The sequence below is a fragment of the Gilvimarinus sp. DA14 genome, from assembly GCF_024204685.1.
Classification (GTDB): domain Bacteria; phylum Pseudomonadota; class Gammaproteobacteria; order Pseudomonadales; family Cellvibrionaceae; genus Gilvimarinus.
The window spans coordinates 176,267-202,861 of sequence record NZ_CP100350.1; the positions used below are offsets into that span (position 1 = coordinate 176,267).

Annotated in this window: 31 protein-coding genes; 24 read left to right on the forward strand and 7 right to left on the reverse strand. The window is 54.4% G+C overall.

Features of this window, described 5'->3' with window-relative positions; translation table 11 throughout:
• The first annotated feature begins 5 nt into the window (after positions 1-5).
• The 4 genes from NHM04_RS00730 to NHM04_RS00745 all read left to right on the forward strand — a co-directional run bounded on the left by NHM04_RS00730 (position 6) and on the right by NHM04_RS00745 (position 3,715).
• Positions 6-1,349 carry a cytochrome ubiquinol oxidase subunit I gene (locus tag NHM04_RS00730; RefSeq protein ID WP_254265146.1) on the forward strand — a complete coding sequence of 448 codons (1,344 nt, stop codon included), beginning with the start codon at positions 6-8 and terminating at the stop codon, positions 1,347-1,349.
• Positions 1,346-2,350 (forward strand): cytochrome d ubiquinol oxidase subunit II, encoded by a 1,005-nt coding sequence (locus tag NHM04_RS00735; RefSeq protein ID WP_254265147.1) that lies wholly within the window; start codon positions 1,346-1,348, stop codon positions 2,348-2,350. Before NHM04_RS00730 ends, NHM04_RS00735 begins: the two co-directional genes overlap by 4 nt.
• A 92-nt stretch (positions 2,351-2,442) precedes the next feature.
• A complete protein-coding gene (locus NHM04_RS00740) occupies positions 2,443-3,096 on the forward strand; it encodes a methyltransferase (RefSeq protein WP_254265148.1) in 654 nt (217 codons plus the stop codon).
• A 160-nt stretch (positions 3,097-3,256) separates the two neighbouring features.
• Positions 3,257-3,715 (forward strand): DUF2383 domain-containing protein, encoded by a 459-nt coding sequence (locus tag NHM04_RS00745; RefSeq protein WP_254265149.1) that lies wholly within the window; start codon positions 3,257-3,259, stop codon positions 3,713-3,715.
• Here NHM04_RS00745 and sppA read toward each other — a convergent pair whose 3' ends face one another.
• From sppA to arsC, 4 genes are read right to left on the reverse strand one after another with little or no spacing between them, the layout of a single operon-like run.
• Positions 3,716-5,545, reverse strand: coding sequence for a signal peptide peptidase SppA (gene sppA, locus NHM04_RS00750; protein WP_254265150.1), 1,830 nt, complete (start codon positions 5,543-5,545; stop codon positions 3,716-3,718).
• A gap of 21 nt (positions 5,546-5,566) precedes the next feature.
• Positions 5,567-5,974, reverse strand: a complete 408-nt coding sequence (locus NHM04_RS00755) for a DUF2069 domain-containing protein (protein WP_254265151.1) — start codon at positions 5,972-5,974, stop codon at positions 5,567-5,569.
• Positions 5,971-6,567, reverse strand: coding sequence for an NAD(P)H:quinone oxidoreductase (gene wrbA / locus NHM04_RS00760; protein WP_254265152.1), 597 nt, complete (start codon positions 6,565-6,567; stop codon positions 5,971-5,973). Before wrbA ends, NHM04_RS00755 begins: the two co-directional genes overlap by 4 nt.
• The gene (gene arsC / locus NHM04_RS00765) at positions 6,564-6,905 is read right to left on the reverse strand and encodes an arsenate reductase (glutaredoxin) (protein WP_254265153.1); all 342 of its coding nucleotides are present in this window, start codon (positions 6,903-6,905) and stop codon (positions 6,564-6,566) included. The genes wrbA and arsC overlap by 4 nt, the downstream gene beginning before the upstream one ends.
• Positions 6,906-7,059: 154 nt before the next feature.
• Between arsC and NHM04_RS00770 the strand changes: the two genes are divergently transcribed.
• Positions 7,060-7,425 carry a response regulator gene (locus NHM04_RS00770; RefSeq protein WP_254265154.1) on the forward strand — a complete coding sequence of 122 codons (366 nt, stop codon included), beginning with the start codon at positions 7,060-7,062 and terminating at the stop codon, positions 7,423-7,425.
• A gap of 7 nt (positions 7,426-7,432) precedes the next feature.
• Entirely contained in the window at positions 7,433-8,689 is a 1,257-nt protein-coding gene (locus tag NHM04_RS00775; RefSeq protein ID WP_254265155.1) for a valine--pyruvate transaminase, read from the forward strand.
• An 11-nt stretch (positions 8,690-8,700) separates the two neighbouring features.
• Here NHM04_RS00775 and NHM04_RS00780 read toward each other — a convergent pair whose 3' ends face one another.
• The gene (locus NHM04_RS00780; RefSeq protein ID WP_254265156.1) at positions 8,701-9,048 is read right to left on the reverse strand and encodes a hypothetical protein; all 348 of its coding nucleotides are present in this window, start codon (positions 9,046-9,048) and stop codon (positions 8,701-8,703) included.
• A gap of 19 nt (positions 9,049-9,067) precedes the next feature.
• Positions 9,068-10,372, reverse strand: a complete 1,305-nt coding sequence (locus NHM04_RS00785) for a flavohemoglobin expression-modulating QEGLA motif protein (protein ID WP_254265157.1) — start codon at positions 10,370-10,372, stop codon at positions 9,068-9,070.
• A gap of 137 nt (positions 10,373-10,509) precedes the next feature.
• Between NHM04_RS00785 and NHM04_RS00790 the strand changes: the two genes are divergently transcribed.
• From NHM04_RS00790 to NHM04_RS00855, 14 genes are all read left to right on the forward strand, one after another.
• Complete coding sequence (locus NHM04_RS00790; protein ID WP_254265158.1) at positions 10,510-10,821, forward strand: Rieske (2Fe-2S) protein; 312 nt, start codon at positions 10,510-10,512, stop codon at positions 10,819-10,821.
• A gap of 140 nt (positions 10,822-10,961) precedes the next feature.
• A complete protein-coding gene (locus tag NHM04_RS00795; protein ID WP_254265159.1) occupies positions 10,962-11,234 on the forward strand; it encodes a zinc ribbon domain-containing protein in 273 nt (90 codons plus the stop codon).
• Positions 11,235-11,259: 25 nt separating this feature from the next.
• On the forward strand, positions 11,260-13,044 hold the full coding sequence (gene aspS / locus NHM04_RS00800; protein WP_254265160.1) for an aspartate--tRNA ligase: 1,785 nt from the start codon (positions 11,260-11,262) through the stop codon (positions 13,042-13,044).
• An 87-nt stretch (positions 13,045-13,131) separates the two neighbouring features.
• Positions 13,132-13,872, forward strand: coding sequence for a YebC/PmpR family DNA-binding transcriptional regulator (locus NHM04_RS00805; RefSeq protein ID WP_254265161.1), 741 nt, complete (start codon positions 13,132-13,134; stop codon positions 13,870-13,872).
• 20 nt (positions 13,873-13,892) lie between these two features.
• Positions 13,893-14,411, forward strand: coding sequence for a crossover junction endodeoxyribonuclease RuvC (gene ruvC / locus NHM04_RS00810; protein ID WP_254265162.1), 519 nt, complete (start codon positions 13,893-13,895; stop codon positions 14,409-14,411).
• 33 nt (positions 14,412-14,444) lie between these two features.
• Positions 14,445-15,047, forward strand: coding sequence for a Holliday junction branch migration protein RuvA (gene ruvA, locus NHM04_RS00815; protein ID WP_254265163.1), 603 nt, complete (start codon positions 14,445-14,447; stop codon positions 15,045-15,047).
• Positions 15,048-15,056: 9 nt separating this feature from the next.
• Positions 15,057-16,079 (forward strand): Holliday junction branch migration DNA helicase RuvB, encoded by a 1,023-nt coding sequence (gene ruvB / locus NHM04_RS00820; RefSeq protein ID WP_254265164.1) that lies wholly within the window; start codon positions 15,057-15,059, stop codon positions 16,077-16,079.
• Positions 16,076-16,498 (forward strand): tol-pal system-associated acyl-CoA thioesterase, encoded by a 423-nt coding sequence (gene ybgC, locus NHM04_RS00825; protein ID WP_254265165.1) that lies wholly within the window; start codon positions 16,076-16,078, stop codon positions 16,496-16,498. Before ruvB ends, ybgC begins: the two co-directional genes overlap by 4 nt.
• A 6-nt stretch (positions 16,499-16,504) precedes the next feature.
• The gene (tolQ, locus tag NHM04_RS00830; protein ID WP_254265166.1) at positions 16,505-17,206 is read left to right on the forward strand and encodes a protein TolQ; all 702 of its coding nucleotides are present in this window, start codon (positions 16,505-16,507) and stop codon (positions 17,204-17,206) included.
• 24 nt (positions 17,207-17,230) lie between these two features.
• Positions 17,231-17,659 (forward strand): protein TolR, encoded by a 429-nt coding sequence (tolR, locus tag NHM04_RS00835; protein WP_254265167.1) that lies wholly within the window; start codon positions 17,231-17,233, stop codon positions 17,657-17,659.
• Positions 17,660-17,673: 14 nt separating this feature from the next.
• Entirely contained in the window at positions 17,674-18,486 is an 813-nt protein-coding gene (gene tolA / locus NHM04_RS00840; protein ID WP_254265168.1) for a cell envelope integrity protein TolA, read from the forward strand.
• Positions 18,483-19,769 (forward strand): Tol-Pal system beta propeller repeat protein TolB, encoded by a 1,287-nt coding sequence (gene tolB, locus NHM04_RS00845; RefSeq protein ID WP_254265169.1) that lies wholly within the window; start codon positions 18,483-18,485, stop codon positions 19,767-19,769. The genes tolA and tolB overlap by 4 nt, the downstream gene beginning before the upstream one ends.
• Before the next feature lie 45 nt (positions 19,770-19,814).
• Complete coding sequence (pal, locus tag NHM04_RS00850; RefSeq protein WP_254265170.1) at positions 19,815-20,324, forward strand: peptidoglycan-associated lipoprotein Pal; 510 nt, start codon at positions 19,815-19,817, stop codon at positions 20,322-20,324.
• 10 nt (positions 20,325-20,334) lie between these two features.
• Complete coding sequence (locus tag NHM04_RS00855; RefSeq protein ID WP_254265171.1) at positions 20,335-21,159, forward strand: YbgF trimerization domain-containing protein; 825 nt, start codon at positions 20,335-20,337, stop codon at positions 21,157-21,159.
• 470 nt (positions 21,160-21,629) lie between these two features.
• Here NHM04_RS00855 and ppnN read toward each other — a convergent pair whose 3' ends face one another.
• Entirely contained in the window at positions 21,630-23,042 is a 1,413-nt protein-coding gene (gene ppnN / locus NHM04_RS00860) for a nucleotide 5'-monophosphate nucleosidase PpnN (protein WP_305881955.1), read from the reverse strand.
• Positions 23,043-23,325: 283 nt separating this feature from the next.
• Here ppnN and NHM04_RS00865 point away from each other — a divergent pair, with 283 nt between their 5' ends.
• Genes NHM04_RS00865 through ureC form a run of 4 tightly spaced genes read left to right on the forward strand, consistent with a single transcriptional unit; the run spans position 23,326 to position 26,579 of the window.
• A complete protein-coding gene (locus tag NHM04_RS00865) occupies positions 23,326-24,240 on the forward strand; it encodes an urease accessory protein UreD (RefSeq protein ID WP_254265172.1) in 915 nt (304 codons plus the stop codon).
• A gap of 17 nt (positions 24,241-24,257) precedes the next feature.
• A complete protein-coding gene (ureA, locus tag NHM04_RS00870; protein WP_254265173.1) occupies positions 24,258-24,560 on the forward strand; it encodes an urease subunit gamma in 303 nt (100 codons plus the stop codon).
• 8 nt (positions 24,561-24,568) lie between these two features.
• Positions 24,569-24,874 carry an urease subunit beta gene (locus NHM04_RS00875; RefSeq protein WP_254265174.1) on the forward strand — a complete coding sequence of 102 codons (306 nt, stop codon included), beginning with the start codon at positions 24,569-24,571 and terminating at the stop codon, positions 24,872-24,874.
• 1 nt (position 24,875) lies between these two features.
• On the forward strand, positions 24,876-26,579 hold the full coding sequence (gene ureC / locus NHM04_RS00880) for an urease subunit alpha (protein WP_254265175.1): 1,704 nt from the start codon (positions 24,876-24,878) through the stop codon (positions 26,577-26,579).
• Positions 26,580-26,595: the final 16 nt, after the last annotated feature.

Below are 26,595 nucleotides of genomic sequence, written 5' to 3' on the forward strand. Positions count from 1 at the left end.
TAGTCATGCTGGATGTTTTTATGCTGTCGCGAATTCAGTTCGCGGCCAATATTACCTTTCACATTCTCTTTCCGACCATCACCATTGCGCTGTGCTGGCTGCTGTTGTTTTTTAAGCTTCGCTACAATCGCACTGGCGACGAAGCCTGGCTGCAAGCCTATCGGTTCTGGGTAAAAATTTTTGCTCTGAGTTTCGCCCTGGGCGTGGTCAGTGGCATTACTATGTCGTTTCAGTTTGGCACCAACTGGCCTGGGTACATGGAGACAGTAGGGAATATTGCAGGCCCCTTGCTCGGCTACGAAGTATTGACTGCGTTTTTCCTGGAGGCGACTTTCCTCGGAATTATGCTCTATGGTACCAAACGGGTTTCCAATCGCATTCATACCCTGGCAACGGCACTGGTGGCCGTAGGTACTTCTATGTCGGCATTTTGGATTCTGTCTCTCAACAGTTGGATGCAGACCCCGGCCGGGTTTGAGATGCGAGACGGTGTCGCCTTTCCGGTGGATTGGTGGGCGATTATTTTTAACCCCTCTATGCCCTATAGAGTAGGACATATGTTGCTGGCATCGGGGCTTACGGCTTCGTTTTTTGTCGCCGGAGTGTCTGCGTATCGCAGGCTAAAGGGCGATCACTCCCGTGAGGTTAGCTACAGCTTAAAAACCGGAGTTTATCTGGCGGCTCTATTGATTCCACTGCAAATATTTATGGGGGATCTACACGGGCTTAATACCCTAGAGCACCAGCCCGCCAAAATTGCCGCAATGGAAGGCGTATGGCATACCGAGTCAGGGGCGCCGCTACAGTTGTTTGCATTACCCAATAGTGAGACCAAGACCAACGACTATTCCATTGCTATCCCTCGCGGTGCGAGTTGGATTTTAACCCACAGTGGCGACGGCGAGATTCGTGGCCTGAATGAGTTTGAAGGCGAACACCCGCCGGTGGCGCCGGTGTTTTGGGCCTTTCGAGTAATGGTGGGAATGGGACTGTTGATGCTGCTGATGTCTTGGACCTGCACTTGGCAGGTATGGCGACGGGGGGCGCCGGACCGACTGTGGTTAAAAGGGCTGGTGGCGATGACATTTGCCGGCTGGGTGGCCACCGTAGCCGGTTGGTATGTGACAGAAATCGGCCGCCAGCCCTATATGGTTTACGGGGTGGTGAAAACCGCTGACTTGGTGACCAATACACCGGCCAGTCACGTTATGTTTACTGCCACCGCTTATGTGCTCGTCTATATTGGGCTGATAATCGCGTTCTTGCACACGCTATTTTATCTGGCTCGTAAGGCGGTAAAAAGCTCGGTTAAAGATTTGGATCCGGAAGTTGCGGGAGGCGAAATATGAGTGGCGAAGCTTATTGGTTGCCGATCATCTTTATTTTCTTGATGGGGCTTGCGGTTCTAATTTATGCCGTGCTCGATGGATTTGATCTGGGAGTTGGGATATTGATGCCCATGGGCCGGCCTGAATCGCGCGATACGATGTTTGCCTCTATCGGACCATTTTGGGATGCCAATGAAACCTGGTTGGTGCTGGCGGTAGGGGTGTTGCTCATTGCGTTTCCTACCGCTCACTCGGAAATACTGGGCACCCTGTATTTACCGGCTTTCTTTTTGCTGTTTGGCTTGATTTTGCGGGGCGTGGCATTCGATTTTCGCGCAAAAGCCCACGCCGATTATCAATTGCGTTGGGATCGCTGTTTTAAAACCGGCTCGCTCATCGCCTCGCTATCGCAAGGTTATATGCTGGGTATTTATGTCACCGGGTTTGAGGGCGGTGCTCTGTCAATCGGGTTTGGCGTACTCAGTGCGATTTGCGTTACCGCAGCCTATGCGTTTATCGGGGCCTGCTGGCTGGTGCGTAAAACCGAAGGTGAATTACAGCTATGGGCGGCAAAACGGGCGAGATTTACGGCGGTTTTAATGATTGTTGGCTTGATAAGCGTGAGCCTGGTGAACCCACTGATCAGCCCCGAAGTCTTTGATAAATGGTTTACCTTGCCCCAGGCGTTGTTGTTATTGCTGATTCCGTTTATGTGCGCGGTCTTGTTTGTGGTGCTGTTTATTTATTTGCGTCACTTCCCCTACGAGGGCGACTTCGCCTCCTGGGTGCCTTTTGCCTGTGCTATAGGTATATTTTTTCTCTCTTTTCAGGCCTTGGCCTACAGTTATTTCCCTTATGTTATACCGGGACAGCTGACTATTTGGCAGGCGGCTAGTGCCCCAGAATCGCTAATGTTTATTCTGGTTGGCGCACTGTTTGTATTACCCACTATTCTTACCTACACCTTTATCGTCTACCGAGTCTTTGGCGGTAAAGCGCAAGCACTCACTTATGGCGACTGAGGTTTCGCAGTTGCCACTGTCATAAAAATGCCCTCAAGGTTTTTTGTTCATCGTGGTAGCATAACCGCTTTGCTTAATACTTGGGGGCCGAGATGGCTGCAAAAAAAGCGCACAAATCGGGTTATAAAACCGATGACAAGAATATGCACATCTTGCACGATATTTACCTGCCAAAGGCACAACACAAAGAAATTCGTCGCTTTAAGCGCTTGTATGAAGAGCCGTCATTGCATGGCACTAAAGTCTGGCGTTCTAGTGCTGTGCTAATGGACTATTTACTCGAAAACCCGATTCGCAAGCGCGCGAAAGTGTTAGAGATAGGTTGTGGCTGGGGTGGCTTGAGCTGTTTTATGGCTAAGCATTTTGACGCCCGCGTAACGGCTGTTGATGCCGACGGCGCGCTCGCTCCCTATGTCGAGTTTGTTAAAGCGCTTAACGACGTAAAGAAAGTTGAGTTTGTCACCAAGCGTTTCGAAAAAATCACGAAAAAAGATCTGCAAGGCATACATACTCTAATCGGTAGCGAAATCTGTTTTTGGGATGAGATGACCAAACCCCTCTACAACTTGATCAAGCGTGCTCGTGACGCGGGGGTAAAGAATATACTGATCGCCGATCCGGGTCGGACGCCATTCTTAAACCTGGTAGACAAATGCGAAGCCAAGTTTGATGGGGAGATGCTTGGGCATACCATCAAAAAACCCTGGAAGACGGAAAAGTTCATCCTCAAGGTTTCCGGTCGCTAATGGCGGGGTAAATTGTACGTTTTACAAGCCTGGCCCCTTAGCCGGCTTGTTTTACACTCGGTATTTATAAGTTTCTTCCTTCAGCGAGCTATTTTGGTCGCCCTGAGCTGTGGCAAGGCATTTGCAGTAAGCCAGTCAATACGATTGCTCAGGAGGCGGTATGTTTGTTACTCACGAAAAAATAGCGGTAGAGTTTCTGCTGGATGATCTGAATGATTTGGTGCGCAGTCACTGCGATTTAATTGCCACCTACGAGGATGCGCAAAAGCAGGTGCGCTCATCCCAGCTGCAAGAATTGCTGGACCAGCTGCGACTGGACCACCGGGTCAACATTAAACTATTGGGGCAGCTGGTTGCTGACCATGGTGGTGAGCTGAATGCCTCTCCCGACAGCGGCCAGCTGCCACAAAAAATGCGCGTGATTTTCGGTAGCTTGCTCAGCGATGGCGCGGTAATTAGAGCAGTGCATAACGCCGAGGCTAAATTGCTGCAGGAATATACCCGTGCACTCAACAACTTGACTTATATTCCTGGGTTAGAAGCGGTGTTGGAAAGCAACCGCTTGGCTACGCAAAGACGCCAAGGGCGGTTGCAAATCGCGATTAGTTTGGATGACTAACTAATTGCCCTGACACTCAAGGCAAAAGCTCATTACCTCGCCTGGGGTGTCTGTGAGTGGCACGGAGGCCAGCGCGCTGCTCATCTGATTCCAGCCCGCTACCGCCTGCTTTAATTGGGTGGGCAAAGGCACGCTGACGCTCCCTAAGCGTTGCAGTAATTCTTCCATCGGCGTGAGCGGGGCGCTGATGGTTTTGACTTCCCATTTTTCAAGCTCAGCGGCTTCTGCGGCCGCTTGCAGAGTGTCCTGCAAGGTTCCCAGGCGGTCGACCAAGCCAAGCTCCAACGCACTTTTTCCACTCCATACGCGCCCCTGGCCGATTTTGTCGACCGCATCCACGCTCATATCTCGTGCATTAGCCACTGTGGTGATAAAGCGCTGGTAAATGCTGTCTACCGAAAGTTGCATTAGGCGTGCAGTTTCTTCGCTCATAGAGCGAGTGGGGTTAAGTGCGTCGGCCAAGGCTGTGCTGCCTACGCCATCCGTGTACACACCGAGTTTGGCGAGAGATTCCTCGAGGGTAGGAATTAAGCTGAAGGCGCCGATTGAACCGGTAATAGTGGTCGGTAGCGCCCATATTTGCTCGCCGGCGCTGGCAATCCAGTAGCCGCCCGAGGCGGCCACACTGCCCATACTGATGTAAACCGGTATACCTGCGTCCCGCGTGGTAGCAATTTCGGCGCGTATGATCTCCGATGCGAAGGCGCTACCGCCGGGGCTGTCAACGCGAATCACCAGGGCTTTTATGTCTCCGTCCTGCCGTACCTGGCGCAGCAGCTGAATCATGCTGTCACTGCCAATTGTGCCCGGCGGTTGCTCGCCGTCGTAAATGGGGCCCACAGCGTTAATCAGTGCAATATAGGATTTGCCGGGCAAGGGCAGCTGGCGGTTGTGATCTAAATAGCGGTACCAATCGACGCTTTTGTAACTGTCGCTGTGTTTGTCGTAACCCAATAAGTCGACAAGCTCGGCGCGCATTTGCTGGCGGCTGGCTACTTTATCCACCAGGCCGTAAGCCAGAGCCAAATGTGAGGTGTCGCCGCCGGCGCTGGCCAGGGCTTGATCGCTGTGGTTAATAAGCTGGTCGATTTTGCCTTTTTCCAGCTCGCGCATTGACTCCACCCGCGCGGTGTATTCACTCCATAATTGGTTTACCCACAAACGATTGTGCTCGCGCGAGGCCTCAGACATTTCTGTGCGCGAATAGGGCTCTATTGCGTCTTTAAACTTGCCCGCGCGAAAGATATGAAAGTTAAGCCCCAGTCTTTCGATAGCCTCTTTGTAGTACAGACGATAGCTGCCGTAGCCCGTTAGCAGCACAAAGCCCATATCGTGCAAATACACAGTATCGGCGTGGCTGGCCAGGTAATAGCGGTCTTGCATGTACTGGTCGGCCATAGCGATAACCGGCTTGCCGCTTTGTTTAAAGCGTTCAATGGCCTGCGCGATTTCATGCAATTTGCTGATGCCGCCGCCGTTGAGGTAGTTAAGGTTGAGCAGCAGGTGGCTTACCCGGCGATCATCTCGGGCGAGGTCAATACTGCGCACCAGGTCGCGCACAATGGTTTCGCTGTGCAAAGCGCTTTCGCCACCCAGTGCGGACAGGGCATCCAGCGCCTGGCGCTCATCCACCAGGGTGCCGTAAGGGGTTAATTCCAGCGCGAAAGATTCGGGCAGGACATCGCTTTGGCGCTGGCTGATGGCCACCACAATAATTACCACAATCAGTAAAAACAGCAGGTTGGCTATGACCCGGCGTGTCCAGGTTATGCCGTTCCACACAACCGCAAAAAAGCGGCCAATGGGGTTTCTGGATTTGGATTCGCTCACGAAATTTCCTTTTGTTGGGGTCTAGGCGTTCTGGCTTGTCTGCTGGTGTGCCAGGTTGGCGTGCTGCCGCCAGCGGCTGGTCATCATGGCCGCGCAGAACAACACCACCGTCAAGCCGACACCTAAATAGTCAATTACACTGGCCTTGGGCGCCATGGCGGTCACGACAAAACCGCAAAAATAAAACAAGGTGAGAAAGCACAGCCAGCTGTAGGTTCGGTAATGCCCACGAAAACAGCCGGGGATAAACAGTGCCAGCGGCAGCGTTTGAATGGCCCAGCGTACCCAACTGCCACTGGACTCAGTGAAATTGACCCAGCTGAATAAAAGGCACAGTCCCACCAGGCAGATAAGGCTTAGGGTACGACCCATTTGGTAGCGGCGGGTCAGCGGAGCGATGTCGGCAGCGGTGTATTGGGGAGTTTTCACGCGGTCCTCTTAAGTTTTAGTGCCAGCTCGGCGATGCGTTTGCCCTGGGCGTGGCACAGCGCCTGTTCGGTAGCATCAAGCTGCGGGTGTTCGCCGTGGTGGCTGGCGCCATAGGGCGTACCGCCAGCGGTAGTTTGGTTGAGTCCCCCCTCGCTGTAGGGAATACCGGCCATTATCATGCCCTGGTGCAGCAGCGGTAACATCATGCTCAGCAGAGTGCTCTCCTGGCCACCGTGCAGGCTGGCGGTTGAGGTAAAGACCCCGGCAGGTTTGTCGATCAGATCGCCGTTAAGCCATAAGTCGCTGGCCGAATCAATGAAATATTTCAGCGGCGCGGCCATATTGCCAAAACGGGTAGGGCTGCCCAGCAGCAGGCCCGCGCAGTGGCGCAAGTCATTTTTGCTGCAGTAAACGGCGCCTGTGGCGGGAATTTCGGGCAGGCTAGCCTCGGTATCCGGCGAAACCGGCGCTACCGTGCGCAGGCGTGCCTCCACACCTGTAGCTTCTACGCCGCGCGCCAAGGCTTCGGCCAGGGCCCGGGTGGCGCCGCTGCGGCTGTAGTAAAGAACCAGAATATAAGGGGCGTCGCTCACAGTAGCTCCAGTACCTTTTCCGGGGGGCGACCGATGCAGGCCCGCTCGCCAGCAACGACTATAGGCCGTTCGATCAGTTTGGGGTGGCGGCTCATGGCGTCGATAAGCTCGGCGTCGGAAAGTTCGCTGCGCTGTAAATCCAGCTCTTTGTATTCGGCTTCACCACGGCGTAGTAACTGGCGCGCGCCGATTCCTAGCTTGCCCAGTAGCTGCTGCAACTCGGCTTTATCGGGCGGAGTTTCTAAGTAGCGGATGATTTCGGGCTCGACCCCTCGCTCTTGCAGCAGTGCCAGGGTTTGGCGGGATTTGGAACAGCGAGGGTTATGGTAGATGCGCATAAATGGCTCCGGGTAAACTGACAGCGCTCGATTATAGCCGCTAGGCGCACCGCAGCGCATCCCAGTTTGCGGTAGCTTCAGCAATGAAAACCGTTTAAGGTTACTGGGTCTATAATGGCCGTTAATTGAATGTAATGTGGAATAAAAGCCGTTTATGAGCACACCGCTGTTAATTTGTGATGACTCGAAAATGGCGCGCAACCAGGTGGCGCGCTCACTGCCCGATACCTTAGATGTAGATGTCAGCTTTGCCACCAACGGCATGGAGGCTCTGCAGGCGATTCGCGATGGACGCGGTGAAATCGTGTTTTTGGATTTAACCATGCCGGAAATGGATGGCTACCAGGTGCTCGAACAGATTGCAGCTGAGCAGCTCAAATGTGTCGTGATTGTAATTTCCGGCGATATTCAACCTTCGGCGCGCGAGCGGGTTACCGGCCTGGGGGCGCTGGACTTTATCAAAAAGCCTGTCAACACTCAGTCTTTGCAAGAAACCCTGCGTAAGTTCGGCCTGATCTGATCTCTCTATGCGATTATCCCAGTTTGGTGAAACACTAAGTGCGGGCTCCAGCATTGTCTCGCTTATGGAGGATCTCGGCTCTGCGTTGCGGGAAAATCCGGAAATGTTGTTTTTAGGCGGTGGTAATCCGGCGCGCATACCGGCGGTAGAGACTGCATTGAGCGGGGCCTTGCATAACGCCCTGGCGGACCCTGAAAAAGCCTGGCAGATGCTGGGTGTGTATCAGTCGCCGGCGGGCGACACGCAGCTGCGCCAGGAGTTGGCCGACTGCCTTAAAAGCCGCTATCAGTGGCCTGTTAGTGCAGCCAATATTGCCTTTGCCAATGGCAGCCAGTCGGCTTTCTTTGTTTTGTTTAATCTATTTGCCGGCGCCATGAGCGATGGCAGCGCGCGTCATATTCAGTTGCCTTTGGTACCTGAGTATCTGGGGTATTCGGAGCTCGGGCTGGGCAGCAATTTTTACCGCGCCAGCCGCCCGGATATTGAGCTGATCGGTGACCATAGCTTTAAATACCATGTGGATTTTTCACGTTTTGCTATAGACGCCGACAGCGCCGCCGTATGTGTGTCGCGCCCCACCAATCCCACCGGGAATATGATTACCGATACTGAGCTGGCAGGTCTTGATGAACGCGCCCGGGTGGCGGATATTCCCCTGATTATTGACGGCGCATACGGACTGCCGTTTCCCGGCATTGTGTTTACCGAGGCCTGCGCCCATTGGAATGAGAATACGATACTGGTGCTCAGTTTATCTAAGCTAGGGTTGCCAGGGGTACGCACTTCTGTAGTGATCGCTGACGAGCCCGTGATTCGCGCCTTCGCCCAGGCCAATACGGTACTGAGCTTAGCAGCGGGCAATGTGGGGCCGGCCATTGCCCGTGAGCTTCTGGCCAGTGAGCAATTGTTGCAGCTGGGGCGTGAGCAGGTGACGCCTTTTTACCGCGAGCGCTGCCAGCAGACGCTGGCCATATTACAAGCCGCCCTCGGTCATCTGCCCATGCGAGTGCATCGCCCTGAAGGGGCCATTTTTCTCTGGCTCTGGTTTGAGGGGCTGCCCATATCCAGTGCTGAGCTGTACCAGCGTTTAAAAGCACGCGGCGTGTTGATTATTGCCGGCGAACACTTTTTCCCGGGCTTGCAGGAGCCCTGGCAGCACCAGTACGAATGTGTGCGTATCAGCTATGCGCAGCCCGGTCATGTGGTAGAGCAGGCCGCGAAGATCTTGTCTCAGGAGGTGGCTCGCGCCTATGCCCAGGGTTAATTGCTCTGGGGTTAGCGCAGCCGGTACCAGGGGCGGGCGCTGTGGTGAATCAAAGCCAGGTGTTCGGCTTTTACCGCGTCGCTGTCGTAGAAGAAGTAGTCTTGATTGAGAGTGCGATTTAGCCACTTTTTCACTGGTGTCACCTGGGCCGCTTCCAGGCTGGGCACGCCCAGCTTGTGCTGGGCGTTGTAGCTGTGATTCCAGTGCACCAGCACATGATGCTGCGCCAGCTGCACCGCTTCGTCTGCATCGTTTGCTTTTACCCGCCTGGCGGTCAAAAAACCGATAATCGGTGTCTCGGCGTAGTTATCAAAAAAGATACCGGTTCCGCACAGAACAACATCATAATAGCGGGACATAATGCCTGAACGAGCCTCGTTAACTGAGCGATTGGGGGGTGTTGAGTAAGCGCGCAAAGTGCTTGCGCACGCGCACATTGTCAAGCCCGGCAATACTACTGGAAAAGCCAAACCAAACATACAAGCCGTTAAGGTTTTTGAACATAGGCGGCAGGTGCTGCGGCCCGTAGATATGGCCCTCGCAAAAATGCTCGTATAGTACCGGAATGTCCTCCAGGGTTACCTTGCCCAGATACAGCATGGGAATCATTTCGGGCATGCCTGCGGCAATGGCGCTGCGGATAAAACCCACGTTCTCCACAAAACCTTTAACGTAGCTGATGTCCTTGGTAAACGCCGCTCCGCCGGTGACCGGGGCGCCGCGAAATACTCGCTGGGTCACTTTATAGCTGTCCTGGGGGCTGTCGCCGCGATCGCGAAAGTAGCGAAACACCTCGACAAAGTCGGCGCCGCTTTCGGCCATATCCACCGCTACCACCCGGTCACTCACTTTTTGTGCCCGGCGCGGAAACGAGCTGAATGTCAGGGTTTCCATCAGAACGGCCATGCCCTCCTGAATTGCGGTAATGCGCGGTGAGCCGACGCTCAGCCAGGTGGCCCAGGGCTGCGCACGGCCGTTTAGGGTAGTGCCGATGTGTACCCAACCCTCGTGGACTTCGAGTACGTTCAAGTCCTGCAAGGTGAAGGTAGCGCGGCTGTTGATTTTAATGCAATCCCCACCCGCGGCGGCATCTGAAACGATGTCGTCGGACAGCTCAACCCGCACCTTGTTCGCACCAAAGTACTCATCCATACGAGTGGCCAGATAGTCCACTGCAAACTCGGCGCTATAGCTGCGCCCGCCGGGCGGGGTCAGGTGCTCGGCGGCGGGCCAGGAGAATATTTGACATAGGTCCTGACCCAGCTCCAGCAGAGTTTTATTGTCGCCGGCAATAGTGTTGGAGGGTGAGCCGTACAGCAGGCGGCTGTAGTGGCCAAACTCTGCACTGCCGCGACAGCCCAGCATGGCAAGTACCTGGCGGTACTGCCCCGCAGTGTTGCGCATAATGTTGCCGAGCGCGTCTTGGGCGCCCAACTGGCGAATAATGTCTATTTCGAGCTGGGCAAACGCCTCACTTAAATTGTGGCGGTCAAAGGGTAGTGGCATGTGCTCGTAATAGTCCCGGCCGATATTGGGCAGGGCGGCGCCGTCACGGGCTAAGAAGGTATCTTGCACGCTGGCGGGCCATTTAATGGCATCGAGAATTCGGATAGGGCGCTGCAGGGCTACCAGGCGGTCAGACAGTGTCTTGATGCGTTGCAGGTAGGCTTGGGAATCGGGCATGGGAGCTGGAACCAGAGTTAACTTCCTTGAAGGGTGCAGTGTAGCCTGACGGGTAGTGTGGCGATAGTGGTTGAATGCGCAATTGAGCCTGATTGTGGCTCTTTTCACGCCCCGGCCATTGCGGCATAGTAGCGCTTATGGCTTATGTTCCTTTGGCACGCTTGCACGAACTTTACGATGGTTACCGTCAACCGATACGGCTGGCGGGACAGGAGCTATTGTTGTTGCAGGATGAGGGTCGCCTAGTGTTGCTGGCAAACCGCTGTCCGCACCGCCAGGCGCCCTTGAGTAATGCCAATATCGCCGCCGGTGTGCTGCGCTGCCCGCAGCACGGCATAGAGTTCTCTCTGCGCAGCGGGCAGGCTCTCAACGAGGCCGGTTGTGCCGCTTTGCAGTTCTTTCCCCTCATTTACGAGGGCAATACTGTCGGCGTGGAAGTGGCGCCGTAACAGCCGCTGCGTTCGCGTGGCCCGCACCAGCAATGGCGCGGTTTCGAAGCGTCTCACTCTCAGGTATAATTGCGCCCTTTTTGGCGGCCAGGGCAGCCTGGACGCGTTGTTTATTGGTAGGTTTGAAGTGGAGAAAAGCTATGCCTATCTATGAATACCGTTGTGAGGCCTGTGGCCACGAGATGGAAGCATTGCAAAAAATGAGCGATGCGCCTTTAACCGATTGCCCTAAATGCCAGCAAGCCGAATTGGTGAAAAAGATCTCGGCGGCCGGCTTCCGTTTGAAAGGCGGCGGCTGGTACGAGACCGACTTCAAGTCGGGCAAGCAGAAAAACCTTGCCGGCGGCGGTGAATCGAAAAAGCCCGCCTCAGGCGGCAAAAGCGAGTCGGCAGCGGCCGCCTCAGCCAGTTAATGAATAACCAGACGGGAATATACCTATGCGCAGTGATTACTGTGGCGCCTTGAATGCCTCTTACATCGACCGTGAAGTGACTTTATGCGGCTGGGTCGATCGTCGCCGCGACCACGGTGGTGTGATTTTTATTGATTTGCGTGACCGCGCAGGTGTTGTTCAGGTGGTGTTCGATCCGGACGCCAAAGAGAAATTTGAACTCGCCGATAAAGTGCGTGGTGAATATGTGTTGCAAGTAACCGGTAAGGTTCGTGCCCGCGACGCCGCGACCGTCAACCCCAATATGGCGACGGGTGAAATTGAGGTGTATGGCACGGAGCTGGAAATTCTCAACGAGGCCGAGACCATTCCTTTCCCGCTGTCAGAGCACTCAAGCGTGGGTGAAGATGTACGCCTGAAGTACCGCTACATTGATTTACGCCGTGCTGAGATGCAAAAAAGCCTGCAATTTCGTTCCAAGGTGACCATTGCGATTCGCAACTATCTGGACGAAAACGGTTTTCTGGACATCGAAACCCCGATTCTTACCCGCGCAACCCCGGAGGGTGCCCGCGATTATCTGGTGCCTTCGCGCACCCACGAGAACAAATTCTTTGCCCTGCCGCAATCACCTCAGCTGTTTAAACAGCTACTGATGGTGTCTGGCTTTGACCGTTACTACCAAATCGCCAAGTGCTTCCGCGATGAAGACTTGCGCGCTGACCGTCAGCCCGAGTTTACCCAGATCGATATTGAAACCTCGTTTATGGACGAGGAAGGCATTATGGGTATCACCGAAGGCATGATTAAGCAGTTGTTTAACGACTTGCTGAGCATCGATTTGGGCGAGTTCCCGCGCATGGACTACGCCACCGCCATGGAAAAATACGGTTCCGACAAGCCGGATTTACGTATTCCGCTGGAGCTGGTGGATGTGAAAGACTTGATGGGCGAAGTGGAGTTTAAAGTCTTCTCAGGTCCCGCTAAAGATCCGAAAGGCCGCGTTACCGCGCTGAAAGTGCCCGGTGGCAACGACAAGCTGACCCGCAAGCAAATTGACGACTACACCAAGTTTGTCAGCATCTATGGCGCGAAAGGCCTAGCCTACATCAAGGTTAACGACGTTAGCGATGTGGAAGAGGGCTTGCAGTCACCGATTGTTAAGTTTTTGCCCAACGATGTTCGCAAGGCTATTTTGCAGCGCCTTGACGCTCAAAATGGCGATTTGATTTTCTTCGGCGCGGATAAAGCCACCATTGTGAGTGAAGCTTTGGGCGCGCTGCGCTGCAAGCTGGGTGAAGACCTGGATTTGTACACCTGTGAGTGGGCGCCGCTGTGGGTAGTCGACTTCCCGATGTTTGAAGAGAATGACGACGGCTCCATGCAGGCATTGCACCACCCGTTCACCGCGCCATCGTGCAGCCCGGACGAGCTGAAAGCAAACCCGGCGACCGCGCTGTCACGCGCCTACGACATGGTGTTAAACGGTACCGAGTTGGGCGGGGGTTCTGTGCGTATTCACGATCAGAACATGCAGCAGGCGGTGTTTGATATTCTGGGCATCAGCAGCGAAGAGCAGCGCGAAAAGTTCGGCTTCTTGCTGGATGCCTTGAAGTACGGCGCGCCGCCGCACGGTGGCCTGGCGTTTGGTTTGGATCGCCTGATTATGTTGATGACCGGTGCCAGCTCCATTCGCGATGTAATTGCCTTCCCGAAAACTCAGAGCGCGGCCTGTGTAATGACCGACGCGCCAGGGGCGGTGGATGCCGCGCAACTGCGCGAGCTGCACATTCGCCTGCGCCAGAAAGAGCAAAAAGAAACGTCTGAATAGCCGTCATGGCGGTTAAACGGCCGGGCTTGCCCGGCCGTTTTTGTATCTGACAGTTGTATAACCCAGTAACAAAGAGCGGAGTCGACTATGGCTGGCCACAGTAAATGGGCAAACATTAAACACCGCAAAGCTGCACAGGATGCCAAACGCGGCAAGGTTTTTAGTAAAATTATTCGCGAGCTGACGGTTGCTGCGCGAAGCGGTGACAACCCCGACGACAACCCGCGCCTGCGCGCCGCTATGGATAAAGCCCTGGGCGCGAACATGAAAAAAGACACTATCGACAAAGCCGTAGCGCGCGGTGCTGGCAATGCCGACGGTGAAAACTACGAAGAGTGTACCTACGAAGGTTATGGTGTAGGAGGCGTTGCGGTGTTGGTGGAGTGTATGACCGACAATAAGAATCGCACCGTCGCCGAAGTGCGTCACGCTTTTAGCAAGCGCGGCGGTAATCTGGGAACAGACGGTTCCGTGGCTTATCTGTTTTCTAAAATCGGGCAGTTGGTTTTTAATCCCGATGTCGATGAAGATGACCTTCTTGAAGCCGCACTGGAGGCGGGCGCCGAAGAGCTTATCACCCATAGCGATGGCAGCAAGGAAATCGAAACCGCGTTTGAAGATTACTTTGAGGTGAAAGGCGCAATGGTCGCGGCGGGCTTTGCACCCGAGGCTTCGCAAATTACTATGAAGCCTGCCACCACCGTCGAGCTGGATAAAGATGGCGCGGAAAAAATTATCGCCTTGGTGGATATGCTGGAAGATCTGGATGATGTGCAAAATGTGTACACTAACTCCGACATTCCCGACGATGTTCTGGCGCAGCTTTAGCCTCAACCAGGTTTAACAATATGGCAATAGTTATGGGGGTGGATCCAGGTTCGCGTAAAACCGGCTTTGGCCTGGTGAATGCGACTGGCGGACGCTGTGAATACATCACCAGCGGGGTGATTCGCATCCCCGATATTGCTTTTCCCGAGCGCTTAAAATTAATTTTTGATAGCGTCACTCAGCTGATTGAGCAGCATTGCCCGCAGGAGTTTGCCATCGAGCAAGTGTTTATGGCGAAAAGTGCCGGCTCGGCGCTAAAGCTTGGTCAGGCGCGTGGAGCGGCGATTGTCGCGGCGGTAAACCAGAGCCTGCCGGTGGCTGAGTATGAAGCGCGTAAAGTGAAGCAGGCCATTACCGGTACCGGCGCCGCCGATAAGCTGCAAGTACAGCATATGGTAAAAACTTTGCTCAAGCTGCCCGCGTGCCCTCAGGAGGATGCCGCCGATGCCCTGGCCATCGCGTTATGTCATGTAAACTCCCAGCAACATTTAGTAAAACTCGCTCGCGCTCGCAGCTTTCGCCGTGGTCGTATGGTATAAAGAGCGACAAATTTGAACAGAAATTAATAACTCATGATTGGACGATTGCACGGCACATTGCTGGAACAACAGGCACCTTTTTTATTGCTGGATGTCAGTGGCGTAGGCTATGAGCTGCAGGCGCCCATGACGACTTTTTACCAGTTGCCTCAACCCGGGCAAACAGCCACGCTGTATACCCATCTCGCCGTCAGCGAAACCGCGCACCAACTGTTTGGGTTTGCCAAGCGCTCCGACCGAGATTTGTTTCGCACGCTTATTAAAGTCAATGGCGTGGGGCCGAAGATGGCAGTGGCGATTCTATCCGGGATGGATGCCGACGATATCGCCCGCTGTGTCCACGAGGATAACGTTGCCGCCTTGGTGAAAGTCCCTGGGGTCGGTAAAAAAACCGCCGAGCGATTGGTGATTGAGCTGCGCGATAAAATCGCGCCCTCCGCTGCGCCGCAGGATCTTTTAAACCCGGCAGCTGCCGCAGTGCCCGGTGGCGCCGACGAAGAGGCCGAAAGCGCTCTGATTGCATTGGGCTATAAACCGGCAGAGGCCAGCCGCATGGTAAATGCGGCGCACAAGGCGAATCCTACCGCCAGTGCCCAAGAGCTGATTCGTCATGCACTGCGAAAAATTGCCGGCTAGGGCTTTCTCATGATTGAAACCGACCGCTTAATTGCCCCCGAAACTAAGGGCCCCGAGGAGCAGCTGGACCGTGCGATACGGCCAAAAACTCTGGCCGAGTATGTGGGTCAGCCGGTGGTGCGAGAGCAGATGGAAATTTTTATCCAGGCGGCACGCGGGCGAGGCGAGTCGCTGGACCATACGCTGGTGTTCGGCCCGCCCGGGCTGGGTAAAACCACCCTCGCCAATATCATTGCCCAGGAAATGGGCGTGGCTTTAAAAAGTACCTCGGGCCCGGTGCTGGAAAAAGCCGGCGACCTTGCTGCGCTAATGACCAATCTGGAGCCCGGCGATGTTTTATTTATCGATGAAATTCACCGCCTGAGCCCGGTAGTGGAAGAAATTCTCTACCCGGCGATGGAGGATTTTCAGCTGGATATCGTGATCGGCGAAGGTCCTGCCGCCCGCTCTATTAAACTCGACTTGCCGCCTTTCACCCTGGTGGGCGCAACCACAAGGGCGGGACTTTTGACATCGCCGCTGCGCGATCGCTTTGGCATTGTGCAGCGCCTTGAGTTTTATAATATTTCCGATCTCACCCACATTGTGAGTCGCTCGGCATCGCTTTTGGGTGTGCCTATGGACGAGGCGGGCGCAGCCGAAGTGGCCAAGCGCTCGCGCGGTACACCGCGCATCGCCAACAGGTTGCTGCGCCGGGTGCGTGACTTTGCGCAAATAAAAGCCAATGGCGAGGTCAGCGAGGCGGTGGCCGACCAGGCGTTGAATATGCTGAATGTAGACGTGCGTGGTTTTGATCACATGGACAGACGTTTGCTGGTGGCCATGATGGATAATTTTACCGGCGGCCCGGTAGGCATTGATTCACTGGCGGCGGCAATAGGTGAAGAGCGTGGCACCATTGAGGATGTTATCGAGCCCTACCTGATTCAGCAGGGCTTTATCGCCCGCACCCCTCGTGGACGCGTATTGACCCCTTTGGCTTATGAACATTTCGGTGCTCCGGTGCCCGATCGCTTTAAGGACGGTTTGTGAGCGACAGCGTGTTCTCTTTGCCGGTGCGAGTTTATATCGAAGATACCGATGCCGGTGGTATTGTCTATTACGTCAATTACCTCAAGTTTATGGAGCGTTCGCGCACAGAATTTTTGCGCCAATACGGTTATGATAAGCCGGCGATATTGGACGGTGGTCAGTTACTGGTGGTGCACCGCGCCGAAGTAGATTACAAGCGCTCCGCCAGGCTGGATGACTTGTTACAGGTAACCACCGAGATAGAATCTCTGGCGCGCACCAATGTATTGTTTCGCCAGAATATTTTTCGCGGGAACGAATTGCTTTGTGCGGGTCTAATCCGCATTGCCTGTGTGTCGCCCGCAACCATGAAACCCTGCGCCATGCCGCTTACCATGCGTGAGAAGCTGGCCGAGACTATTGAAACGGACAAGAGTTAAGTCTTTATGCCAAACGAACATTCGCTTTCTATCTGGAGTCTGATTGCCAACGCCAGTTTACTGGTGCAGCTTGTCATGGCGCTGCTTTTTCTGGCGTCGGTTGTTTCTTGGGTGATGATTATTCAGCGCGGCATGTACCAGCGCAACGCTAGAGCAAAATATTTGGCTTTTGAAAAGCAGTTTTGGTCAGGCATTGACCTCAACCAGCTGTATCGTCAGAGCAATGGTAAAACAGGTAAAGACGCGGTCGACGGCGTCGAGAATATTTTTCGCGCGGGGTTTAAAGAGTTTATGCGTTTGCGCTCGCAAAGCAGTGCAGACTCGGATGCAGTCATGGAAGGCTGTCAGCGCGCCATGCGTGTGGCTTTGGCCCGCGAAGAAGAAAAGCTGGAGGCAAATTTGCCGTTTCTTGCCAGTGTGGCATCGGTCAGCCCCTACATTGGCTTGTTTGGCACCGTGTGGGGGATTATGAACTCTTTCCGCGGTCTGGCAAATGTTCACCAGGCCACCCTGGCTACGGTGGCGCCCGGTATCTCCGAGGCATTGGTGGCGACCGCCATGGGCTTGTTTGCAGCGATCCCGGCGGTGCTTGCCTACAACCGTTTCTCGGCTCGGGCCGAGGCCATGGAAAATCAGTACCAGACCTTTGCCGAAGAGTTCTCTGCGATTTTGCACCGCCAGGTGCACAGCAAGCAGGTGTCTTCGTAAATTTCCCATTGCAATAGGTGATGTATGGCAGCCTTTGGCCCCAAACAAAAAAAGAAACCCATGGCAGAAATCAACGTCGTGCCTTATATCGACGTAATGTTGGTGCTGTTGGTGGTATTTATGGTGACTGCGCCTATGTTGATGCAAGGGGTAAAAGTGGATTTGCCCGAAGCGCCCTCAGCGCCCATTGATAACAAAGACGACGAGCCTTTGATTGTCTCGGTGGATAAATCCGGTCAGTACTATATCGAGTTAGGCGGCGAGCCGAAGCAAGCCAAGCCACTCGCGCAGATTACCGAGATGGTCGGCAAAGTATTAGGTGAAAAGCCCAGCACACCTGTATTGGTGTGGGGTGATACCGATGTTAACTACGGCGTGGTAGTAGGCTTGATGACCCAGTTGCAAAATGCTGGCGCGCCTTCTGTCGGTCTGGTTACTGATCCGCCGCAGTAGGTGATGCTGTCTCTATGAATTGGCGCAGTAGTTACACCCTTCCCGTTGTTATCAGTGTCGGCATGCACCTGGCGCTGATAGCGGTTATTACGCTCGGTTGGGAGACAACCGCCGAGGTCAAACCTCGGGTTTTTAAGCCCAAATTTGTCGAGGCCAAACTGGTCGAGTTAAAGGCCCAGTCCAAAGAAGAGACGGCACCCGCGCAAAACAAGATCATCGACTTAACCAAACAGCGTGAGCTGGAGCGTCAGCAGGCTGAGGCAGAGCGCAAGGCCCGGGAGCAAGCGGCGCGAAAACGCCAGCAAGAGCAAGAGCGCAAGGCAAAGGCCGAGGCGGAGCGCAAGCGCAAGCAAAAAGAGGAGGCCGAGCGCAAACGCCAACAAGAGCTTGAAGCCAAGCGTCGCGCCGCAGAGGCCGCCGAGAAAAAGGCCGAGCAAGAGCGGCGCGAGCGATTGGAGCGTCAGCGCCTTGAAGAGCAAAAACGCAAAGCCGAAGCCGAGGCCCGGCAGCAGGCTGAATTGGCTGCAGCGCAGACGCAAAGTTACGTCAATATGATCGCTGCGCGCGTCGAGCAAAACTGGAGCAGGCCGCCATCTGCGCGCCGTGGCATGCGCGCCACACTCCTGATACAGTTAGTGCCCACCGGGCAGGTGGTCAATGTGACGGTGATTGAGAGCAGCGGTAACGCCGCCTTTGATCGTTCCGCCGAGCAGGCCGTGCGCCGAGTCGACCGCTTTACCGAGCTGCAAAACATGCCGCCTAAACTGTTTGAAGAAAACTTCCGCCAGTTGCGGTTGGAATTTAAGCCTGAGGATTTACGCTTGTGAGAATTTTTGTCGCTTTGCTGTTGTCATTGTGCGCCTTGACCGCCAGGGCTCAGCTGACTATTGAAATTACCCAGGGGGTAGATAACCCCACCCGAATCGCAGTTGTGCCTATGGGGTGGAGTGGCTCCTCGCCGCTGCCCGAAGACGTATCGTCTATCGTGTCGGCTAACCTTGAGCGCAGTGGTCAGTTTGAATCGGTGCCGCGCACCAGCATGCTGTCTTTCCCCAGTAAAGAGGCCGACGTGTTTTACCGCGACTGGCGTGTAATGGGCACCGAGTTTTTGTTGGTGGGCAATATAGAGGAGCGCGGCGGTCGCTACTATGCCACCTACAGCTTGTTCGATGTGCTGGGGCAGCGCAAAGTCATCAGCAATGGCAAGGTCGATGGTGGGGCGGGGCAGTTGCGCGACATCGCCCACCATATTTCCGATGTGGTGTACGAAAAAATCACCGGAATTCGCGGCGCGTTTGCCACCCAGATTCTCTATGTAGAGGCTTTTCAGCGCGTTAATCAGCCGGATACTTTCCGCCTGATGCTGGCCGATGCCGATGGCGCCCGCCCGCGGATGCTACTTGAGTCAGATGAGCCGCTGCTCTCTCCGGCTTGGTCGCCCGATGGTCGCCAAGTGGCTTATGTATCGTTCGAGACGTCCCGCCCCGCCATCTTTTTGCAAAGCCTCGCAACTGGGCAACGTGAACAATTGACAGATTTTACCGGCTTGAATGGCGCACCGGCCTTTTCTCCGGACGGTACCAAGTTGGCAATGGTGCTGTCTAAAGATGGTAACCCCGAGATCTATACCCTGGATTTACGCACCCGTCAGTTCACGAGAATTACCAATCATTACGCTATTGATACCGAACCGAGCTGGACGGCGGACGGAAAAGGGGTGGTATTTACCTCAAATCGCGGTGGCAAACCACAAATTTATCAGGTGACTCTTGCCAGCGGGCGGGTAGAACGCTTAACCTTTGACGGCGAGTACAATGCTCGCGGGCGAGTCTCGCTGGATGGCAACACCTTGGTAATGGTTCATCAGCGCAATGGGGTTTTCCACATTGCGGCACAAGATCTCACTACCGGCACTTTGCGTATCCTGACAGAGACAAATTTAGATGAATCGCCTACTATAGCGCCCAATGGTGCTATGTTGCTCTACGCGACACGCTTTGGGGGAAAAGGTATTTTGGCCGCTGTGTCACTGGATGCGGGTACCAAGTATCGATTGCCATCCAAGCAGGGTGATGTACGAGAACCCGCTTGGTCGCCATTTTTTAACTAAAATTGCAGTGAGCTCAAAAAATCAACAACTTGATCGGAGTTAATCATGATTACTAAAGCAATGAAACAGGGTCTGACTTTTGCGTTTGTTATGGCATTTTTGGTGGGTTGTTCCAGCACCGACACCAAAACTGACGATGCCGACACTGGCGCAAATGGCGGTGGCGTAACCACCGGCACTGCAGATGGCGGCACCTTGGGTTCCAGCGACGGCTCGCAAGACGGTATGCAAGATCTGGAAACCATTATTTACTTCGACTTTGATCAGGCGGTACTGCAACCTGAAGCTCGCACCTTGTTGCTGGCGCACGCCGAGCAGCTGCGCGGCACCAACACTTCTGTGCGCTTGGAAGGTCACGCTGATGAGCGCGGTTCGCGCGAGTACAACATGGCTCTGGGCGAGCGTCGTGCCAACGCTGTGCGTGATTTCCTGGTACTGCAAGGTGTAAACCGCAGCAACCTGGAAGTGATCAGCTACGGTGAAGAGCGTCCTCTGTCTCTGGGTAGCGGTGAGTCAGCCTGGAGCAAAAACCGTCGCGTAGAAATCGACTACTAAGAGCGTTTGAATGAAGAACCACCTGTTGTTAACGGCCGTTTTCGCGGCCGTTTTCTCTGTCAGTACACAGGCTCAGGTTCAGGTAGTGGACTCCCCGGTGCAGAAAGCATCGGGGGCGTCCGCTCCCGCTGCTAACGGCAACCTGAACACCAACCAACAAGCCGAACTTTTCTATCAGCTCCAGACGTTACAGCAAGAAGTGATGAACCTGCGCGGTCTGGTGGAAGAGCAAGCGTTCGAATTAAAGCGGTTAAAGCAGCAGCGCTTGGACGATTACCTTGATCTGGATCGTCGTATCAGCGCGTTGACCACCGGTACTACCCCTGAAACATCTCCTGCGGCAACCTCTTTTACGCCTAGCGGCTCTGCTGCTACGACTGCGCCCGCCGTTGCAGCCGGCAATCCAGAATCAGTTTCATCGACTACATCGGTGGCGGCAGCACTGCCTTCTGGTGTCAGCGAAGGTGCCAGTGAAGCTGAAGTTTATGGCGCCGCGTATGATCTGCTCAAGCAGCGTCAAATCGATGCGTCGGTAGCTGGTTTTAAAGCCCACTTAGAGCGCTTTCCACAGGGCGAGTATGCTTCTAACAGTTACTATTGGCTGGGTGAGATTTACCTGCTGAAAAATGACTTGCCTGAAGCGCAGCGCTGGTTCGGCGATTTGCTGGCGGAATTCCCGGACAGCCGTAAGGTGCCGGACGCCCAGTTCAAATTGGGTAAGGTCTACCACCTGCAGGGGCAAAATGATCGTGCCCAAGAGTTGCTGAATATTGTCGCTGCAAGCAATGCCGATGCGTCGCGCCTAGCGAAACAGTATTTACAGGAAAACTTCTAGCTTAAAACTTTTAGTTTATTGCGCCACGCTTTGCTGGCCGGGGCTTTACCCCGGCTGCGCTTGGTCTTTTTTTAATGCTTTAAATCAGCGGTTGCCAAATTGCGGGCAAAAAAAAGGCCCACTTATGTGGACCGCGGGTGAACTGTTTTCCGTGTTCGAAACGTGAGCTTGATTCCTTAGCCCTAGCGTCCTGCTGATATGTCCTTAACCCCTGTCGTGGTTAGCTCGGCGATCCTGTCCGTTGTTGACTATCCCTAAATCCCTGTCTTCCTTGCTTTTGCTTGTTTTAATCCCTGGCCTGCCTGGCAAAACGTCCTGTGAACCATCCTGGCCCCGTCGGCATCCCTGTAACGTCCCTGTGAATACAGTATCGTCCAACTGTAAGGTTTGGAAAAGGCGCTATTTACGCTTCTTTCTGTAGGACATTTCCTACACTGCCATAGCATTATTGCAACGATGTGAAGCTACTGTTACACAATTCGGTAGCAGGGAGTGTAGTGGCTTCCCGGCAGCTTCATGCGGCCCTGTTGTTGGAATGCGGTCAACAGGGCATCAACCGGTTGCATAATGCTCTGCTCGCCACTAATTTCGAATAAGCCGTGCTTTTCAATCGCGCGAATCCCTTCTTCTTTTACGTTCCCCGCCACAATGCCGGAAAAGGCTCGTCTAAGATTGGCCGCCAGGGTGTGGTTGTTCAGGTCGCGGCTTAGCTGCAGGTTGCTCATATTAGTGTGGGTAGGGGCAAACGGCTGCTGAAAGTCCGGCGATATCTTGAGTTGCCAGTTAAAGTAGTAAGCATCGTCAGTGTTTTTACGAAAGGCCCGCACCGATGCAATCCCCGCAACCATGGCGTGGGCGACGGCTTCAGGGTTATCGATAATAATCTGGTATTTTTGCTGCGCTTCGGGGCCTAGAGTCGCACCGATAAACTGATCGATTTGGCGAAAGTAATCAGCGGCGCTGGATGGGCCGGTGAACACTAAAGGGAAGGGCAGTTCACGGTTGTCTGGGTGAAGCAGAATGCCGAGTAAATAGAGGATTTCTTCCGCCGTCCCCGCGCCGCCGGGAAACACCACGATGCCATGGCCAGCCCGCACAAAAGCTTCCAGACGCTTCTCGATATCTGGCATGATCGCCAGCTCGTTAACAATAGGGTTGGGCGCTTCGGCGGCGATAATACCGGGTTCGGTGATGCCGATATAACGCCCAACGCCCAGACGTTGCTTGGCGTGGCCGATGGTGGCGCCTTTCATCGGACCCTTCATTGCGCCCGGGCCGCAACCCGTGCAGATATCCAGGCCGCGCAGGCCCATTTGGTAGCCGACTTTTTTAGTGTAGTCGTATTCGCCCATACTGATGGAGTGCCCGCCCCAGCAGACCACTACATTGGGGTCCACTTTAGGACGAATGATGTCGGCGTTACGCAGCATATGAAACACGGCGTCGGTGGTTGCCTCGGGGGCTGCGCTTTGCAGTACTCGGCTCAAGCGGTCATCGCTACTGGCAAATATTACGTCGCGCAATACCGCAAACAAGTGCTCGCTGATGCCGCGAATCATTTTGCCATCGACGAAAGCACTGGCGGGAGCGCCTTTTACATCCAGCTTTATCCCGCGCTCCTCCTGGATCACGCTGATAGCGAAGTCCGGGTAGCGTTCCATCAATTCCTTACCGTCATCCAGAGAGTTGCCGCAGTTGAGTACCGCGAGCGAACAACTGCGAAACAATTTATAAAGACCGCTTTGGCTGACGTCTAAAAGCTTTGCTACTTCCGCCTTAGAGAGAATATTCAGTTGGTCTTGCGGCGAGATAATGGCATCGATGGTGTGGTAGGTACCGCTTTCACGATGAGTGTGCTGATAAGGTAACTGACTTTGAGGCATAGACTTCTACTTCCTGTTGAACAACTATTCTTTTTGAGTGTAACCCATCTTAATTGGGCGCCGTTGATTAAATTCCAAGAGTGAGCCAGGTCTATGCACCCATGTGGTGCTTTTTGTTGCGTTGTTTTCTCGGTAGCATCAAAGTGGTGCGTTTTAACTGGTGGTTGAGAGCGAGATTCCCGACAATACTGACCTGTAAGCCAGCTGCGGTTGGCATGCTTCTTGTTCCCCTATGCCCAACAATAGACCGGGGGTGTCGCCCGGCAAGAAAAGAGAGTTAGCTTTGACCTTAATTGCCCAGCCAGCGGAGGGTTTAAGTATCCCCTCCCGCGATAGTTCTGCACAAATTTCACGCTCCTGGCTCGCCAGTTTAACGCTGCGCCTGGCGCACAGAGGTGGGGCTACCCGAGTTACCCGCGCGAAACACCAGGGCCCCCTGCGTGTACAGAGGCCGTTCTATCCTGAAGGCCAATTAGCTCATGTGTATTTGCTGCATCCACCGGGCGGGTTGGTGGTTGGCGATCAACTGACGTTAGACATGGCCACCGAGAGTGGTGCGCAAGCGCTGGTCACTACGCCCTCGGCGGGGAAGGTGTATTCGCTAAAGGCGTTGCGTCACAGTAACAAAAGTATCACCCAGGAGCAGACGATCTCTTTACGGGTGGAACCCCACAGCTCACTTGAGTGGTTGCCGCAAGAGACAATCATTTTTAACGGTGCCAACGCCAGGTTGCATACCCGAGTCGATGCACACAAAGACAGTCGGTTTTGTTTGTGGGATATTGTCTGCTTGGGGCGTCCCGCTTGCGATGAGACTTTTAACGACGGCGAATTGCTGCAAACCTTAGAAGTGAGTCTGGAGGGGCTGCCTATACTTCGCGAGCGTAACCGCGTCTGCGGGGGTGATCCAATTATGCAGCAGCCCTGGGGCCTGCAAGGGGCTACCGCGTTTGGCACTATGGTGGCAAAAGTCAGTATCCCTCGCGACGACATCGATCAATTACTTGAGCACTTGGCGGCAGAGCACAGCGATCAAGGCGCAAGTTGGGGGATTACGCAAAAGCAGGGCTTGTTGATTGCCCGTTATTTAGGCCCAAGTGCCGCACAGTGTCGCATTGGTTTTGCGGCTATTTGGGCAGCAATCCGCCCGACTATGATAGGCCGCGAAGCTGTGCAACCGAGAATCTGGAATACGTAAACACAGGGGATAGCCAGATGGAATTAAGTCCTAGAGACAAAGATAAGTTGCTGCTGTTTACCGCAGCGTTACTGGCAGAAAGGCGCAAGGCGCGCGGAGTAAAGCTAAATTACCCCGAAGCTGTGGCCTTGATTAGTGCAGAGATCATGGAGGGAGCGCGCGATGGCAGAACCGTCGCTGAGCTGATGGATTACGGTCGTCAGATTTTAACCCGCGACGATGTGATGGACGGTATCGCTGAGATGGTGCATGAGGTGCAGGTGGAAGCCACCTTTCCCGATGGCACCAAGCTTGTCACTGTACACAACCCAATCGTTTAGGAGTCCACATGATACCCGGTGAATACGATATTAAACCCGGTGAGCACATCCTCAACGAGGGGCGTGCCACGGTGACGCTGACTATCGCCAATACGGGCGATCGGCCCATACAGGTGGGGTCGCACTATCATTTTTTTGAAGTCAATCCGGCGCTTAAATTCGATCGCGCCAAAGCCCGTGGGTATCGTTTAAATATCGCCGCGGGCACGGCAGTTCGATTTGAGCCGGGTCAGGAGCGCGAGATAGAGCTGGTGGAGCTGGCGGGCGATAAAGTGGTCTACGGATTTCGCGGCCAGGTAATGGGGGAGTTATAAAATGGCGACAATCGACAGACGCGCGTATGCAGAAATGTTTGGCCCCACCACCGGTGACAAAGTTCGCCTCGCGGATACCGAATTGTGGCTGGAAGTGGAGAAGGACTACACCACCTATGGCGAAGAGGTAAAATTTGGCGGCGGCAAGGTGATCCGCGACGGCATGGGCCAATCGCAAGCCAGTTGTGCAGACACCCCTGATACGGTCATTACCAATGTGTTGATATTGGATTATTGGGGGGTCGTAAAAGCCGACGTCGCACTAAAAGGCGGGCGCATTGCGGCTATTGGTAAGGCGGGCAACCCGGATATCCAACCCGATGTGACCATTGTTGTCGGGCCCGGCACAGAGGTTATCGCCGGTGAGGGACAGATTCTGACCGCAGGTGGTATCGATGCGCATATTCACTTTATTTGTCCGCAGCAAATTGAAGAAGCTTTAATGAGTGGTGTGACCACCATGATCGGCGGAGGCACGGGCCCTGCGACTGGCACTAACGCTACCACCTGTACCCCTGGGCCCTGGCATTTGGCGAAAATGCTACAGGCGGCCGAAAGCTTTCCCATGAATTTGGGGTTTTTAGGCAAAGGTAACGCGAGTTTACCGCTGGCTGTGGAAGAGCAGATCGCCGCCGGGGCTCTGGGCTTGAAGCTGCACGAAGATTGGGGTACGACGCCCGCCTCCATTAACAATTGCCTTAATGTTGCCGAAAAGTATGATGTGCAAGTGGCTATTCACACCGATACCCTGAACGAATCGGGTTTTGTGGAAGATACCATCGCGGCGTTTGATGGTCGCACCATTCACACTTATCACACAGAAGGCGCTGGCGGTGGCCACGCGCCGGATATTATTAAGGCGTGCGGCTTACCCAATGTACTGCCGTCATCCACCAACCCCACGCGCCCCTATACCGTGAATACCATCGATGAGCATTTGGATATGTTGATGGTGTGCCACCATCTTGATCCGAATATTCCTGAGGATGTGGCTTTTGCCGATTCACGTATCCGCAAAGAAACCATTGCCGCCGAGGATATTTTGCACGATCTAGGGGCCTTCTCTATGATCAGCTCCGATTCACAGGCCATGGGCCGGGTAGGCGAGGTTATTTGCCGCACCTGGCAAACCGCGCACAAAATGCGGGTTCAGCGCGGCGCAATACCTGGCGAGACCTCCAGTGCGGATAACTTGCGTGCCAAGCGTTATATCGCCAAATATACAATCAACCCCGCTATCGCTCACGGTATTTCCCATGAGGTGGGCTCCATTGAAGTGGGCAAGCTCGCCGATTTAGTGCTCTGGAAACCGGCCTTTTTTGGTATTAAACCATCGTTAATTATCAAAGGCGGTGCCATTGCTGCGGCGCCCATGGGCGATCCCAATGCGTCCATTCCCACGCCACAGCCTGTGCATTACCGGCCGATGTTCGGGGCCTTTGGTAAGGCTTGCAAGGGCACTGCGGTAACCTTTGTCAGCCAGGCTTCGATTGAAGCCGGAATTCAAGGCTCGTTTGAGCTTGAGCGTCGTCTGGTGGCTGTGAAAAATTGCCGCTCGGTGACCAAGGCATCGATGATTCTCAACGACTACCAGCCGCATATGGAGGTGGACCCGCAAAATTATGAGGTGCGAGCCGATGGCCAGTTGTTAACCTGCGAACCGGCCACCGAGCTGCCCTTGGCGCAGCGCTACACATTGTTTTAAGGCGCCGTTATCAATA

Bases quoted from the DNA above. Each gene is read 5' to 3' on its own strand.
- ruvC (WP_254265162.1), top strand. From the start codon at position 13,893: ATGGCAATAGTTATGGGGGTGGATCCAGGTTCGCGTAAAACCGGCTTT.
- ppnN (WP_305881955.1), bottom strand. From the start codon at position 23,042: ATGCCTCAAAGTCAGTTACCTTATCAGCACACTCATCGTGAAAGCGGT.
- tolR (WP_254265167.1), top strand. From the start codon at position 17,231: ATGGCAGCCTTTGGCCCCAAACAAAAAAAGAAACCCATGGCAGAAATC.
- tolQ (WP_254265166.1), top strand. From the start codon at position 16,505: ATGCCAAACGAACATTCGCTTTCTATCTGGAGTCTGATTGCCAACGCC.
- pal (WP_254265170.1), top strand. From the start codon at position 19,815: ATGATTACTAAAGCAATGAAACAGGGTCTGACTTTTGCGTTTGTTATG.
- ruvB (WP_254265164.1), top strand. From the start codon at position 15,057: ATGATTGAAACCGACCGCTTAATTGCCCCCGAAACTAAGGGCCCCGAG.
- NHM04_RS00875 (WP_254265174.1), top strand. From the start codon at position 24,569: ATGATACCCGGTGAATACGATATTAAACCCGGTGAGCACATCCTCAAC.
- arsC (WP_254265153.1), bottom strand. From the start codon at position 6,905: ATGCGCATCTACCATAACCCTCGCTGTTCCAAATCCCGCCAAACCCTG.
- NHM04_RS00785 (WP_254265157.1), bottom strand. From the start codon at position 10,372: ATGCCCGATTCCCAAGCCTACCTGCAACGCATCAAGACACTGTCTGAC.
- NHM04_RS00790 (WP_254265158.1), top strand. From the start codon at position 10,510: ATGGCTTATGTTCCTTTGGCACGCTTGCACGAACTTTACGATGGTTAC.
- NHM04_RS00745 (WP_254265149.1), top strand. From the start codon at position 3,257: ATGTTTGTTACTCACGAAAAAATAGCGGTAGAGTTTCTGCTGGATGAT.
- NHM04_RS00730 (WP_254265146.1), top strand. From the start codon at position 6: ATGCTGGATGTTTTTATGCTGTCGCGAATTCAGTTCGCGGCCAATATT.
- NHM04_RS00735 (WP_254265147.1), top strand. From the start codon at position 1,346: ATGAGTGGCGAAGCTTATTGGTTGCCGATCATCTTTATTTTCTTGATG.
- NHM04_RS00780 (WP_254265156.1), bottom strand. From the start codon at position 9,048: ATGTCCCGCTATTATGATGTTGTTCTGTGCGGAACCGGTATCTTTTTT.
- ruvA (WP_254265163.1), top strand. From the start codon at position 14,445: ATGATTGGACGATTGCACGGCACATTGCTGGAACAACAGGCACCTTTT.
- ureC (WP_254265175.1), top strand. From the start codon at position 24,876: ATGGCGACAATCGACAGACGCGCGTATGCAGAAATGTTTGGCCCCACC.
- aspS (WP_254265160.1), top strand. From the start codon at position 11,260: ATGCGCAGTGATTACTGTGGCGCCTTGAATGCCTCTTACATCGACCGT.
- ureA (WP_254265173.1), top strand. From the start codon at position 24,258: ATGGAATTAAGTCCTAGAGACAAAGATAAGTTGCTGCTGTTTACCGCA.
- NHM04_RS00805 (WP_254265161.1), top strand. From the start codon at position 13,132: ATGGCTGGCCACAGTAAATGGGCAAACATTAAACACCGCAAAGCTGCA.
- NHM04_RS00770 (WP_254265154.1), top strand. From the start codon at position 7,060: ATGAGCACACCGCTGTTAATTTGTGATGACTCGAAAATGGCGCGCAAC.
- NHM04_RS00740 (WP_254265148.1), top strand. From the start codon at position 2,443: ATGGCTGCAAAAAAAGCGCACAAATCGGGTTATAAAACCGATGACAAG.
- NHM04_RS00775 (WP_254265155.1), top strand. From the start codon at position 7,433: ATGCGATTATCCCAGTTTGGTGAAACACTAAGTGCGGGCTCCAGCATT.
- NHM04_RS00855 (WP_254265171.1), top strand. From the start codon at position 20,335: ATGAAGAACCACCTGTTGTTAACGGCCGTTTTCGCGGCCGTTTTCTCT.
- tolA (WP_254265168.1), top strand. From the start codon at position 17,674: ATGAATTGGCGCAGTAGTTACACCCTTCCCGTTGTTATCAGTGTCGGC.
- NHM04_RS00795 (WP_254265159.1), top strand. From the start codon at position 10,962: ATGCCTATCTATGAATACCGTTGTGAGGCCTGTGGCCACGAGATGGAA.